12 protein-coding genes are annotated in these 12,587 nt (G+C 73.2%); 4 read left to right on the forward strand and 8 right to left on the reverse strand.

Annotated elements, in window-relative coordinates; translation table 11 throughout:
• Window positions 1-12: 12 nt before the first annotated feature.
• The gene (gene afsQ1 / locus MID12_RS21205; RefSeq protein WP_040253041.1) at window positions 13-690 is read right to left on the reverse strand and encodes a two-component system response regulator AfsQ1; all 678 of its coding nucleotides are present in this window, start codon (window positions 688-690) and stop codon (window positions 13-15) included.
• Between the two features lie 181 nt (window positions 691-871).
• Here afsQ1 and MID12_RS21210 point away from each other — a divergent pair, with 181 nt between their 5' ends.
• Window positions 872-1,642, forward strand: a complete 771-nt coding sequence (locus MID12_RS21210) for a SigE family RNA polymerase sigma factor (protein WP_078845148.1) — start codon at window positions 872-874, stop codon at window positions 1,640-1,642.
• A gap of 526 nt (window positions 1,643-2,168) precedes the next feature.
• Here MID12_RS21210 and MID12_RS21215 read toward each other — a convergent pair.
• On the reverse strand, window positions 2,169-2,855 hold the full coding sequence (locus MID12_RS21215) for a hypothetical protein (protein WP_040253046.1): 687 nt from the start codon (window positions 2,853-2,855) through the stop codon (window positions 2,169-2,171).
• 236 nt (window positions 2,856-3,091) lie between these two features.
• Here MID12_RS21215 and MID12_RS21220 point away from each other — a divergent pair, with 236 nt between their 5' ends.
• Window positions 3,092-3,511, forward strand: a complete 420-nt coding sequence (locus tag MID12_RS21220; RefSeq protein WP_040253048.1) for a hypothetical protein — start codon at window positions 3,092-3,094, stop codon at window positions 3,509-3,511.
• A 143-nt stretch (window positions 3,512-3,654) separates the two neighbouring features.
• Here the strand turns inward: MID12_RS21220 and MID12_RS21225 are convergent, their stop codons facing one another.
• Genes MID12_RS21225 through deoC form a run of 3 tightly spaced genes read right to left on the reverse strand, consistent with a single transcriptional unit; the run spans window position 3,655 to window position 7,077 of the window.
• Complete coding sequence (locus tag MID12_RS21225; protein WP_263169903.1) at window positions 3,655-4,659, reverse strand: aldehyde dehydrogenase family protein; 1,005 nt, start codon at window positions 4,657-4,659, stop codon at window positions 3,655-3,657.
• Window positions 4,652-6,103, reverse strand: coding sequence for an aldehyde dehydrogenase family protein (locus MID12_RS21230; protein ID WP_263169906.1), 1,452 nt, complete (start codon window positions 6,101-6,103; stop codon window positions 4,652-4,654). Before MID12_RS21230 ends, MID12_RS21225 begins: the two co-directional genes overlap by 8 nt.
• A gap of 5 nt (window positions 6,104-6,108) precedes the next feature.
• On the reverse strand, window positions 6,109-7,077 hold the full coding sequence (deoC, locus tag MID12_RS21235; protein ID WP_263173347.1) for a deoxyribose-phosphate aldolase: 969 nt from the start codon (window positions 7,075-7,077) through the stop codon (window positions 6,109-6,111).
• A gap of 146 nt (window positions 7,078-7,223) precedes the next feature.
• On the opposite strand from deoC, the gene MID12_RS21240 reads away from it, so the two are divergent.
• Entirely contained in the window at window positions 7,224-7,883 is a 660-nt protein-coding gene (locus MID12_RS21240; RefSeq protein WP_263169909.1) for a PH domain-containing protein, read from the forward strand.
• 124 nt (window positions 7,884-8,007) lie between these two features.
• A complete protein-coding gene (locus MID12_RS21245; protein ID WP_263169912.1) occupies window positions 8,008-8,958 on the forward strand; it encodes a TIGR03564 family F420-dependent LLM class oxidoreductase in 951 nt (316 codons plus the stop codon).
• Between the two features lie 100 nt (window positions 8,959-9,058).
• Here MID12_RS21245 and MID12_RS21250 read toward each other — a convergent pair whose 3' ends face one another.
• The 3 genes from MID12_RS21250 to MID12_RS21260 form a co-directional block, all read right to left on the reverse strand.
• Window positions 9,059-10,711, reverse strand: a complete 1,653-nt coding sequence (locus MID12_RS21250) for a phospho-sugar mutase (protein ID WP_040253059.1) — start codon at window positions 10,709-10,711, stop codon at window positions 9,059-9,061.
• Window positions 10,712-10,925: 214 nt separating this feature from the next.
• Window positions 10,926-11,750, reverse strand: a complete 825-nt coding sequence (locus tag MID12_RS21255; RefSeq protein WP_040253061.1) for a purine-nucleoside phosphorylase — start codon at window positions 11,748-11,750, stop codon at window positions 10,926-10,928.
• A gap of 277 nt (window positions 11,751-12,027) precedes the next feature.
• Window positions 12,028-12,465: a gamma-glutamylcyclotransferase gene (locus MID12_RS21260; RefSeq protein ID WP_040253062.1), complete on the reverse strand. Its 438-nt coding sequence runs from the start codon at window positions 12,463-12,465 to the stop codon at window positions 12,028-12,030.
• Window positions 12,466-12,587 lie beyond the last annotated feature (122 nt).

Below are 12,587 nucleotides of genomic sequence, written 5' to 3' on the forward strand. Positions count from 1 at the left end.
CCGGGGGACGGCTCATGAGGGCGTGTCCAGCCGGTAGCCGACCCCGCGCACGGTGCGGATCAGGGTCGGCGAGGAGGGCACGTCCTCCACCTTGGCGCGCAGCCGCTGCACACAGGCGTCGACCAGGCGGGAGTCGCCGAGGTAGTCGTGCTCCCAGACCAGCCGCAGCAACTGCTGGCGGGAGAGCGCCTGTCCGGGCCGGCGGCTGAGTTCGAGCAGCAGCCGCAGCTCGGTCGGCGTCAGCTGCAGGTCCTCGCCGTTCTTGGTCACGGTCATCGCGGCCCGGTCGATGACCAGGCTGCCGAAGGAGGCGGCGTCGTTGGCCTCCCGCTCGCCGCGCCGCAGCACCGCGCGGATCCGGGCGTCGAGGACCCGTCCCTGCACCGGCTTGACCACGTAGTCGTCGGCGCCGGACTCCAGGCCCACCACCACGTCGATGTCGTCGCTGCGCGCGGTGAGCAGGATGATCGGCAGCTGGTCGGTGCGCCGGATGCGGCGGCACACCTCGAAGCCGTCGATGCCGGGCAGCATCACGTCCAGCACGATCAGGTCCGGCCGCTGCTCGCGCAGCAGTTTCAGACCGTCCTCGCCGGTAGCAGCGGTGGCCACACGGTGCCCCTGGCGCGTCAGCGACAGCTCCAGGGCCGTACGAATGGCGTCGTCGTCCTCGATCAGCAACAGGGAAGGCACGCTGGACATTCTGTCCCATGCGGTGCCGGGGTTTCGACCTCGGGAGTTCACTCTCACCGCACCCACACCTCTCGGGGCCTGTGACAGCCCTGTGACAGTCGGCGGACACCGCCATGAAGTGGCCTCGGCAGGGTGGTGTCCACAAGCAAGGGACGACGGACCCGACGACGGGGGGCGCACGATGAACACACTGCACAGCACCACCACTGGCGCAGTTGTCACGCGCCTGCACGACGCCGTCGGGCGGAGTGCCGGTAAGTCCGGTCACCCCGGCGAGAAGTCCGGTGCCGTGAGCGGGCGGGGGTGCGCTCGCGGCACCGGGCGTCAGCACACCGTGTACATGACGGTGGTTGACGCGAACGAGGGGACGCGCGCCGGACAGGCGCGCGAGGAGGCGCAGGAGCGGCGCACGGCCGAGACCGCGGCGGACGCGGAGGCCGCGTTCACCGCGTACGTCCAGGAGCGCCGCGCCTCCCTCTACGCCACCGCCTACCACCTGACCGGTGACCGCTTCGAGGCCGAGGACCTGCTGCAGAGCGCGCTGTTCTCGACGTACAAGGCCTGGGACCGGATCAGCGACAAGGCCGCCGTCGGCGGATACCTGCGCCGCACCATGACCAATCTGCACATCAGCGCCTGGCGGCGGCGCAAGCTCAACGAATACCCGACCGAGGAACTGCCGGAGACCGTCGGTGACACGGACGCGATGCGCGGCACCGAGCTGCGCGCCGTGCTGTGGCAGGCGCTCGCCCGGCTGCCCGAACTCCAGCGCACGATGCTGGTCCTGCGCTACTACGAGGGCCGCACCGACCCGGAGATCGCGGACATCCTCGACATCAGTGTCGGCACGGTCAAGTCCAGCATCTGGCGCTCGCTGCGCAGGCTGCGCGAGGACGAGGTGCTCAGCTTCGGCCGTGACGAGGAGGAGTCCTTCGGGGAGCTCGTCGCCTGAGCCCCTCCGGAGGTCTACGGGGGAAAGACGGGGAGCCGGGGAGACCCGGTGATCCGGTACGGGGGAAAGAAGCCGGGGCGACCCGGTACGGGGGAACGGCCGGGGCGACCCGGCACGGGGGAAAGAAACCGGGGCGACCCGGTCCCGGGCGACCGGGAGAGAAGGAAAACGGGGAAACCCGAGGGGGAAACCGGGAAATGCGGCGTCGTCGTTCGTGGGGGAACGGCGACGGCGCGCTTCCCGGGCTACGGGGGAACAAGGGGGATCAGGGGAAACAAGGGGGAGGCCCGGAGTAACGAACCGGGGATCCACGGGGGTGGAGAGCGCAGGACCGGAAGGCTGGGGGGCCTTGCCGGTCTTGCGGCTTTTCCGGTGCCTGTTTCCGTACCCGCTGCCGCCGTACTCGCTGCCGCCGTACTCGCGTACTCGCTGCTCCCGTGACCGGTGGCCCCGTGCTCCCTGCCGGAGGATGCCCGGTCCCGGTCCCGGCTCCGGTGCTTCCGCGGCCCCGGTGCTTCCGGTCGGCTCAGCGGGGCTGCGGCTGCTGGGACTTGGCCGGCGCGGTGGCGCCGGGGACGCGGGTCCGGGGGCGGCCGCCCGCGCGGTGGCCCGCGGCCGCGGCGGCGAGGCGTCCGAGCGCCTCGTCCTTCGCACAGGGGTGGGCGCCCAGGGCGGACTGGCGCGCGACGATGCCGCGCTCCGCACGCATCAGCCGCCAGCCGCGGCGGACCAGCACCGCCGGTGACTTGCGGCCCTCGCGCAGATCGCGCAGCAGGCGGCGGCGGAAGGTGGTGAAGGGCCGCCCGCGCAGGCACAAGGCGTCCGCCAGCAGGCCGAGTTCACGGCAGCGCTCCACGATGTCGGCGGCGAAGATCCCCTCGGCCACGAAGAGCGGGGTGCGCCCGACCTCCAGGGTCCGGCTGCCCGTACGGCTGCTGCTCGCGAGGTCGTAGAGGGGCACCTCGGTACGTCCCGTGCGGCACAGCGCGGCGACCGCCGCCACCGCGGCCTCGGCGTCCCAGGAGCCCGGCGCGTCCCAGTCGGTGGCCTCGGTGCCGGGGACGCGCGGCAGGCTCGGGTCGTCGCCCTCCTTGTAGAAGTCGTCGAGGGCGAGCACCGGCAGCCCCGAACGGACCGCCAGCGAGGACTTTCCGGAACCGGAGGGGCCGCACAGGAGCACGACGCGCGTCGGTATGTGGGGAGGTGAACTCACGAGAATCCAGTGTGCGCCATTCCCGCCCGTGCTCCGAGCCCCGGGACGTCCTTCGGTGCCGGAATGAAGCCGGATTCACACACCCTCCACCGGTTTCCGCTTCCCCGACGGACCGTCAATCACCTGGTGTGAAAGATCGGTTACCCGGTGTGCGTCCGCGTGACCGTGCGGTGCGCCCTTCGTTGGACAGCGCATCCCCGGCGGCGGTCCGGGTCCCCTCGAGAGGCGGCACAGCCATGGCCCGACACGCGGCCCCCAGGACGTCCCCGGCAGCCCGTACCCTGCTGCGCGCAGGTCTGACCCTCGGCGCGGCCGGTGCCGCGCTCGCCGCCGGGACCGCCGCGGCCGGTGCGGCCACCTTCGCGGGCGAGGACTCCGGTGCCCCGGCGGCGCGGAGCGAGGCCCCGGCCGCCGAGAGCGGCGCGCCCGCCGAGTCCAGCCCCCTGGACGTGACCTCGGCCCTCGGCGCCGTCTCCGACCTCAAGCTCAACCCGCTGGCCCAGACCGGCGTCGACCCGCTGGACAACGGCATCTCCACCCAGGTCGCCGACTTCAAGCCGGTGTCCACCAAGGCGGTCACCGGACCGCTGTCGGACGGCGACTCCCTGAGCGAACTGCCGGTGGTGGGGTCGGTCACGCGGGGGGTGCTGGGCTGAGGCCCGGCGGCAGCCGTTCCCGCTCGCAGATGCCCTGCCGCTCCCGTGCCGCGCCCGGACCCGCGAAAGCCCCCGTTCCTCCCCACGGGAGAGAGGAGCAACGGGGGCTTCCGGTCTGCCTGCGCCGGATGGTGCCGGGTGGGTCAGTAGGCGGAGCCCGAGGCGCCGAGGGAACCCGTGGGGTGCCAGACGGTCTTGGTCTCCAGGAAGGCGGTCAGGCGGTGGGTGCCGGGGTCGGCGTGCCAGTCGCCGTCGGAGCCCGGGCGCAGCACCCGCTTGAGGTTGTCGGCCGCCGCGACCTCCAGGGCCTTGGCGAGCTGCGGGTCCTCGGCGCCGGTCAGGTCCAGGGCGTTGACGTCCTGGTGGGCGGCGAGCGGTCCGGCCAGTTCCTCGGTGCGGCCGGAGAGGATGTTGACCACACCGCCGGGCAGGTCCGAGGTGGCCAGGACCTCGGCGAGGGAGAGCGCGGGCAGCGGGGCCTTCTCGCCGGCGATCAGCACCGCGGTGTTGCCGGTGGCGATCACCGGGGCGAGCACCGAGACCAGGCCGAGCAGTGAGGACTCCTGCGGGGCCAGCACCGTCACCACCCCGGTCGGCTCCGGCGAGGAGAGGTTGAAGAACGGTCCCGCCACCGGGTTGCCGCCGCCCACGATCTGGGCGACCTTGTCCGTCCAGCCCGCGTACCAGACCCAGCGGTCCACCGCGGCGTCCACCACCTCGGCGGCCGCGGCGCGGGACAGGCCCTCGGCGGCGGCCACCTCCTCGGTGAACTGCTCGCGGCGCCCCTCCAGCATCTCGGCGACCCGGTAGAGGATCTGGCCCCGGTTGTACGCGGTCCTGCCGGACCAGCCGCCGAAGGCCTTGCGGGCGGCGACCACCGCGTCCCGGGCGTCCTTGCGGGAGGCGCGCGGGGCGTTCGCCAGCCACTGGTCCTCGGAGTCCGTCACCTCGTACACGCGGCCGCTCTCACTGCGGGGGAACTTCCCGCCGACGTACAGCTTGTAGGTCTTGAACACGGCGAGCCGCCCGGATCGGGCGGGGGCGGCCGCCGTCCCGGTCGCGGTGCCGGGCTGGTCCTTCTTGGCCGCCTTCGCGCTCCGGCCCGGCTTGGCCGGCTTCTGCGGTGCCTTCGCGGACTTGTCAGACATCGAGGTACGCCTCCAGACCGTGGCGGCCGCCCTCGCGGCCGTAGCCCGACTCCTTGTAACCGCCGAACGGCGAGGTGGGGTCGAACTTGTTGAACGTGTTCGCCCAGATGACGCCCGCGCGCAGGCGCTCCGCCACGGCGAGGATCCGCGAGCCCTTCTCGGTCCAGATGCCCGCCGAGAGCCCGTACGCCGAGTTGTTGGCCTTGGCGACGGCCTCCTCCGGCGTGCGGAAGGTGAGCACCGACAGGACCGGGCCGAAGATCTCGTCGCGGGCCACCGTGTGCGCCTGGGTGACCTTGGTGAACAGGGTGGGCGCGAACCAGTAGCCCGCGGACGGCAGCGGGCAGTCGGCGGTCCAGCGTTCGGCGCCCTCCGCCTCGCCCTGGTCGGCCAGCGAGGTGATCCGGGCCAGCTGCTCGGCGGAGTTGATGGCGCCGATGTCGGTGTTCTTGTCGAGCGGGTCGCCGAGGCGCAGCGTGGAGAGCCGGGTCTTGAGCGCGTCGAGCAGGTCCTCCTCGACGGACTCCTGGACCAGCAGGCGGCTGCCCGCGCAGCAGACCTGGCCCTGGTTGAAGAAGATGCCGGTCACGATGCCCTCGACGGCCTGGTCCAGCGGGGCGTCGTCGAAGACGATGTTGGCGCCCTTGCCGCCCAGTTCGAGGGTGAGCTTCTTGTCCGTACCGGCGACGGTGCGGGCGATCTGCTTGCCGACGGCGGTCGAGCCGGTGAAGGCGACCTTGTTCACGTCCTCGTGCGCGACCAGGGCGCCGCCGGTGTCGCCGTACCCGGTGAGGATGTTGACGACGCCCCTGGGCAGCCCGGCCTGGCGGCAGATGTCCGCGAAGAAGAGGGCGGACAGCGGGGTGGTCTCCGCGGGCTTGAGGACGACCGTGTTGCCGGTGGCCAGCGCCGGGGCGATCTTCCAGGCGAGCATCAGGAGCGGGAAGTTCCAGGGGATGACCTGGCCGGCGACGCCCAGCGGGCGGGGCGCGGCGCCGAAACCGGCGTGCTCCAGCTTGTCGGCCCAGCCCGCGTAGTAGAAGAAGTGCGCGGCGACCAGCGGCAGGTCGGTGTCGCGGGTCTCCTTGATGGGCTTGCCGTTGTCCAGGCTCTCCAGGACGGCCAGTTCGCGGGAGCGCTCCTGGATGATCCGGGCGATGCGGAACAGGTACTTGGCGCGCTCCGCGCCCGGCAGCGCGGACCAGGAGGCGAAGGCCCTGCGGGCGGCCGCCACGGCGCGGTCCACATCGGCGGCCCCGGCCCGGGAGACCTCGGAGAGGACCTCCTCGCTGGAGGGGGAGACGGTCTTGAAGACCTTGCCGTCGGCGGCCTCGGTGAACTCGCCGTCGATGAAGAGCCCGTAGGAGGGCGCGATGTCCACCAGGGAGCGCGACTCGGGCGCGGGCGCGTACTCGAAGGCGCTTGAAGAAAGGGGCGTGTTCACGTCTCTCAGTCCACCGTCACGTAGTCGGGTCCGGAGTAGCGTCCGGTGCTCAGCTTCTGGCGCTGCATCAGCAGGTCGTTCAGGAGCGAGGAGGCGCCGAAGCGGAACCAGTGGTTGTCCAGCCAGTCCCCGCCCGCGGTCTCGTTGACCAGGACCAGGAACTTCACCGCGTCCTTGGCGGTGCGGATGCCGCCCGCGGGCTTCACCCCGACCTGGACCCCGGTCTGCGCGCGGAAGTCGCGCACCGCCTGGAGCATCAGCAGGGTGTTGGCCGGGGTGGCGTTGACCGCGACCTTGCCGGTGGAGGTCTTGATGAAGTCCGCGCCCGCGAGCATGCCGAGCCAGCTCGCCCGCCGGATGTTGTCGTACGTGGACAGCTCGCCGGTCTCGAAGATGACCTTCAGCCGGGCGGCGCCGCTCGCCTGCTTCACGGCGGCGATCTCCTCGTAGACCTTCCGATAGCGGCCGGAGAGGAAGGCGCCGCGGTCGATGACCATGTCGATCTCGTCGGCGCCCGCGGCGACGGCGTCCCGGACGTCGGCGAGCTTGACCTCCAGGGCGGCGCGGCCCGCGGGGAAGGCGGTGGCGACCGAGGCGACCTTGACGCCGGAGCCGGCCACGGCCTGCTTGGCGGTGGCGACCATGTCCGGGTAGACGCAGACCGCGGCGACCTTCGGGGTCTCGGGGTCGGTCGGGTCGGGGTGGACGGCCTTGGTGCCGAGCGCTCTGACCTTGCCCGCGGTGTCGGCGCCTTCGAGCGTGGTCAGGTCGATCATCGAGATCGCCAGATCCAGGGCGTAGGCCTTCGCGGTGGTCTTGATCGAGCGGGTGCCCAGCGCCGCGGCGCGCGCTTCGAGGCCGACGGCGTCGACGCCGGGAAGGCCGTGCAGGAAGCGGCGCAGCGCGGCGTCGGACGCGGTCGCGTCGGCAAACGCGGCCCGCCCTGCGGCTGTGGAGGGTGGTGTGGTCGCCATAGTCACGAGGGGAGCATATCTACGCGCGTAGCAGCTGTACAGCCGGACAACAAGCCGAACTGCCGAGGTCACGACCCGGCCACTGCCGGGCCGCGAGCGGTCACCGGCGTCCGCCGGGCGGACACCCGTCAGGCACAATCGGCACCATGACGAGCCCGGACCCCCAGTCTCCCGCACCCGGCAGCGACGGCGATCCGCAGTACAAGGACCGCGTCTACCGCTCACCGGGCGGCATCGCCGGAGGCGTGCTGCTGCTCGCGCTGGCCGCCTGGCTGGGAATCGACGCGCTGATCCGCGGCGAGGGCAGGGTGCCGTGGATGACGCTCGCCGCGGTCCTGCTCGTCGTCCCGCTCCTGGTGGCCTTCACCGTACGGCCGGCGATCTTCGCCAATGACGACCGGATGCGGATCCGCAACCCCTTCCGGGTGATCACGCTGCCCTGGTCGCAGGTGGCCGTGCTGCGCGCGGGCTACTCCAACGAGGTCCTCGACGAGTCCGACCGCAAGTACCAGATGTGGGCGCTGCCGGTCTCGCTGCGGGCCCGCAAGCGGGCGGCCTCCCGGCAGGAGAAGGCGGCCCGGGGCGGGAGCGGCCGGGGCGCCGGCTCCGCGCCGCGCGGCATGGAACCGGTGCAGGACCACCGCGCCTCCTCGGACCGCGCCATGGACGAACTGCGCGAACTCCAGGAGAAGGGCGCCTCGGCCCCCGGCGCCCAGGGTCCCGTCGAGGTCCGCTGGGCGTACGAGATCCTCGGCCCGGCCGGTGCGGGTGCGGTCCTGCTGGTGATTCTGCTGCTGGTGGGCTGAGGCGGGCCCCGCCCTTCATGCGCACGTAACAGCCGCCTGGAATTTCCCGGTGCGTACGGCCTGTTGCCCGAGGAGAGCGTCCGCGGAAGGCGGCCTCGCAGCGGTGTACCGGAGGGTGACAGGGATGACGGTCGGGATCAGTCTGCCCGCGGGCGGCGAACAGGGCGAGAACCTCGTGACCACGCTCCTCGACCAGGCGCGGCAGGCGGCGGACGCCGGGATCGGGGCCGTCTGGTTCTCGCAGCGGCAGGACCTGGACGCGCTGAGCCTGGCCGCGCTCACCGGGCAGGCGGTGCCGGGGATGCGGATCGGCACCTCCGTGGTCCCCCTGTACCCGCGGCATCCGATCACCCTGGCCGCGCAGGTGCGCACCGCGCAGGCGGCGAGCGGCGGGCGGTTCCAGCTGGGGCTCGGGCTCTCCGCGAAGTTCTTCGTCGAGGACAGCTACGGGGTGCCCTTCGAACGCCCCATCCGGCATCTGCGCGAGTACCTCGAAGCGCTCGGCACCCTGCTGCACGACGGCGAGATCGACTTCCAGGGCCAGACCCTGCGCGCCCGCACCGCCTTCGGGCCCGCCGGTGTCCCCGGGGCGCCGCCCGCGCCGGTCCTGATCGCGGCGATGGGACCGCAGGCCCTGCGGGTCACCGCCGAACTCGCCGACGGCGTCCTGCCGTTCCTCGCCGCGCCCAAGGCGCTGGACGACTATCTGGTGCCCACACTGAACTCCGCCGCCGCCGAAGCGGGCCGCCGCCCGCCCCGGGTGGTGGCCATGCTGCCCGCCCTGGTGACCACCCGGACCGAGGAGCTGCGGGCCCGCGCCCACGAGGACCTCACCTTCTACGAGCGCTTCCCCTCCTACCGCGACATCCTGGACCGCGGCGGCGTGGAGCGCGCGGGCGACCTCTTCGCCCTCGGCGACGAGGAGGCGATCGCCGCCGAGATACGCCGCTACCGGGAGGCCGGGGCGAGCGAGGTCATCGTCACCCAGACCGGCTTCGGCACCGAGGAGGAGCGGCTGCGCACCTGGCGGCTGCTGGGTGAGCTGGCCCGGCAGGAGGCGGGCGCGGGGGAGTGAGCCGCGGGCCGGTGCGCCGACCCCCGGCGGGCCGGTCCACCGGTCGCCGCATCGCACCGCAGGGCCCGACTCCCGGCCGCCCTCGCGACGTACGCCCCCCTCAGATCCCCGCGGCCGCCGACAGGTCCGTCTTCAGCGCGTGGAGCAGCTGCACCGCCCGCTCCCGGGCCGCCGGGAGCGCGTCCGCGTCGGCCACCGGGAGGACCACCTCCAGGTAGCACTTGAGCTTGGGCTCGGTGCCGCTGGGGCGGACGATCACGCGGGCGCCCTCCAGGGTGTAGCGCAGCCCGTCGGTGGGCGGCAGCGCGGCGCTGCCCAGGGTCAGGTCCTCGGCCCGGGTGACCGCGAGGCCCGCCAGCTGGGTCGGCGGCTGCTCGCGCAGGCGGCGCATGGCGTCCGCGATGAGCGAGAGGTCCTTGACCCGTACCGAGAGCTGGTCGGTGGCGTGCAGGCCGTGCTCGACGGCGAGTTCGTCGAGCAGGTCGGTCAACTGCCGCCCCTGCTCCTTGAGTTCGGAGGCCAGCTCGGCGACGAGCAGGGCGGCGGTGATGCCGTCCTTGTCGCGCACCCCGGAGGGGTCGACGCAGTAGCCGAGCGCCTCCTCGTAGCCGTAGCGCAGGCCCTCCACGCGGGCGATCCACTTGAAGCCGGTGAGCGTCTCCGCGTACCCGAGGCCCGCCTTCTCGGCGATCCGGCCGAGGAGGGAGGAGGAGACGATGGACTCGGCGAAGGTGCCGGTCGCGCCCCGCCGCACCAGGTGCGCGGCGAGCAGCGCGCCCACCTCGTCCCCGCGCAGCATCCGCCAGCCCTCGGGGGCCGCCGGGTCCGGCACCGCGACCGCGCACCGGTCGGCGTCCGGGTCGTTGGCGATCACCAGGTCGGGTTGCTCCCGGCGGGCGGTGGCGAAGGCGAGGTCCATCGCGCCGGGCTCCTCCGGATTGGGGAAGGCCACGGTCGGGAAGTCCGGGTCGGGCTCGGCCTGTTCGGCCACCGGGACCGGCTCGGGGAAGCCCGCGCGGGCGAAGGCGGCGCGCAGGGTCTCGGTGCCCACGCCGTGCAGCGCGGTGTGGACGGTGCGCACGGTGCGGGGGGAGCCCTCGGCCAGGGCCGCGCCGCTGCGGGCCAGGTAGGCGTCGAGCACATCCTCGCCGAGGACCAGCCAGCCGGACTCGGGCCGCGGCACCTCGCCGAGGGCGGCCACCGCCGCGATCTCGGCGGCGATGGCGCTGTCGGCCGGGGGCACGATCTGGGAGCCCTCGCCCAGGTACACCTTGTAGCCGTTGTCCTGGGGCGGATTGTGGCTTGCGGTCACCTCGACCCCGGCGACCGCGCCCAAGTGCCGTATGGCGAAGGCGAGTACGGGGGTGGGCAGCGGGCGGGGCAGCAGGGCCGCGCGCAGTCCGGCGCCGGTCATCACCGCGGCGGTGTCCCGGGCGAAGTCCGCCGAGCGGTGCCGCGCGTCGTACCCGATGACGACGAGCCCGCCCGTCAGGCCCTGGGCCGTGAGGTAGGCCGCGAGGCCGGCGGCGGCGCGGATGACCACCGCGCGGTTCATCCGCATCGGGCCCGCGCCGATCTCGCCGCGCAGGCCCGCGGTGCCGAACTGCAGGGTGCCCGAGAAGCGCTCGGCCAGCTCCTCGCCGTCACCGGACTCGGCGCGTGCGATCAGCCGGGCCAGCTCCTCGCGGGTGAGGTCGTCGGGGTCCTCGGCGAGCCAGGTCCGGGCGCGCGCGAGCAGTTCTTCCTCCGGCACGTGTCCTCCGCCTTCCGTCCCGGGCGCCGCGGCTGCGCGGACCCGTTTCTCTGTGGTGTGGGGGCAATCCTGCCTCAGCGGCAAGCGGCGCGGGCAGCCTGTGGAAAACTTCCGCGGGCCGGGAATCCCGCCTGGTCAGCGCCCTGTCGGGGCGAGTTGGGCACAGGGGGGCTCCCCGGTTCGGGGCCGTGGGCTCCCTGTTCCGGGGGCCCGGTCAGATCCGGCCGAGCACCTTGGTGAGCAGGCTGCCCATCCGGGTGGCCGAGTCGCGGCCCGCCTGGAGGACCTCCTCGTGGTTGAGGGGTTCGCCGGTCATGCCCGCGGCCAGGTTGGTGACCAGCGAGATGCCGAGCACCTCCGCCCCGGCCTCGCGCGCCGCGATGGCCTCCAGGACGGTCGACATGCCGACCAGGTCCGCGCCGAGCACGCGGGCCATCCGCACCTCGGCCGGGGTCTCGTAGTGCGGGCCGGGGAACTGCGCGTAGACGCCCTCTTCGAGGCTGGGGTCGATCTCCTTGCACAGGGCGCGCAGCCGCGGCGAGTAGAGGTCGGTGAGGTCCACGAAGTTGGCGCCGACGATGGGCGAGGTGGCCGTCAGGTTCAGGTGGTCGCTGATCAGCACCGGCTGGCCGGGGCGCATGCCCTCGCGCAGCCCGCCGCAGCCGTTGGTCAGGACGATCGTCTTGCAGCCCGCGGCGACCGCGGTGCGCACCCCGTGCGCCACCGCGCCGACCCCGCGGCCCTCGTAGAAGTGGGTTCTGCCCAGGAAGACCAGTGCGCGCTTCTCGCCGATCCGGTACGAGCGGACGGTGCTCCCGTGCCCCTCGACCACGGGCGGCGGGAACCCGGGCAGATCGGTGACCCGGAACTCGTGGTCGGCCTCGCCCAGCGCGTCGACGGCGGGTGCCCAGCCGGAGCCCATCACCAGGGCCACGTCGTGGGTGCTCTCACCGGTCAGTTCACGCAGGCGCAGGGCGGCGGCGTCGGCAGCGGCGTGCGGCTCGCGCCGGATGTCGTCCGAAGGAAGAGATGCGTTCACGCAATGAGGGTAGCGGGTTTTCACCTACGCGCGTAGACACGCAGGGTCACAGAGGCGGGATCGTGATCTCATAAGACGGGCCGAATGCGGGTGTTCGGTACGGAAAATCCGCTCACGGTCGGTCGCGAACGGCGTGAACGACCCCAAGAGGGGCGCCGGAACGTCACCTTTCGCACACTCCGGGCTCCGGTGCGCGGCCGTTCTCCTAGCCGCCGTACGACCCCGCCGACGGGCCCCGGGGCGTCGCGCCCGCAAAGCCGCCGCGGCGGCCGGCGCCTCAGCAGGGGCGCTTGCGCAGCTCCATCACATAGTCGTGCGGGGCGCCCGCGGACTCGGCGGCGTCCGCGATCTCGCCCAGGTAGCGGGCCGAGGGGAGGCCGCCCTCGTAGCCGTTGAGCACGTACACCCAGGCCGGCTCCTCGCCGTCCAGGGTGTGGGCGCGCACCCGCATCCGCCGGTATATGTCGAGGCCCACGCCCTCCCAGCGGTCCATCGAGTCCTCGTCCATCGGCGCGATGTCGTACAGCGCCACGAAGACCTGCGAGCGGGGGGCCTCCACCACCGTGGCGAGGGCGCCCTCCCAGCCCATGTGCTCGCCGCCGAACGTCAGCCGCCAGCCCTCCAGCCACCCCGTGGCGCGCAGCGGCGAATGCGGGGCGCGGCGCGTCATCAGCCGCGGGTCGAGGTTGCCGGCGTACGCGGCGTAGAGCGACATGGCTTCGAGGGTACGGCAGCCGGGGCCCGCGCAGGCGACGGCCCGAAGCCGCCCGGCACCGGAAGCACGCCTTCCGCCTGACCTGGGGTGCGCGGCCCCCGCGGGGGCGGGATACCCCCCGG

This window comes from Streptomyces sp. SCSIO ZS0520 (assembly GCF_025643355.1).
Lineage (GTDB): Bacteria > Actinomycetota > Actinomycetes > Streptomycetales > Streptomycetaceae > Streptomyces > Streptomyces physcomitrii.

Coding starts and splice junctions, on each gene's coding strand:
- MID12_RS21210 (WP_078845148.1), top strand. CDS start 872: ATGAACACACTGCACAGCACCACCACTGGCGCAGTTGTCACGCGCCTG.
- MID12_RS21220 (WP_040253048.1), top strand. CDS start 3,092: ATGGCCCGACACGCGGCCCCCAGGACGTCCCCGGCAGCCCGTACCCTG.
- MID12_RS21225 (WP_263169903.1), bottom strand. CDS start 4,659: ATGTCTGACAAGTCCGCGAAGGCACCGCAGAAGCCGGCCAAGCCGGGC.
- deoC (WP_263173347.1), bottom strand. CDS start 7,077: ATGGCGACCACACCACCCTCCACAGCCGCAGGGCGGGCCGCGTTTGCC.
- MID12_RS21240 (WP_263169909.1), top strand. CDS start 7,224: ATGACGAGCCCGGACCCCCAGTCTCCCGCACCCGGCAGCGACGGCGAT.
- MID12_RS21245 (WP_263169912.1), top strand. CDS start 8,008: ATGACGGTCGGGATCAGTCTGCCCGCGGGCGGCGAACAGGGCGAGAAC.
- MID12_RS21260 (WP_040253062.1), bottom strand. CDS start 12,465: ATGTCGCTCTACGCCGCGTACGCCGGCAACCTCGACCCGCGGCTGATG.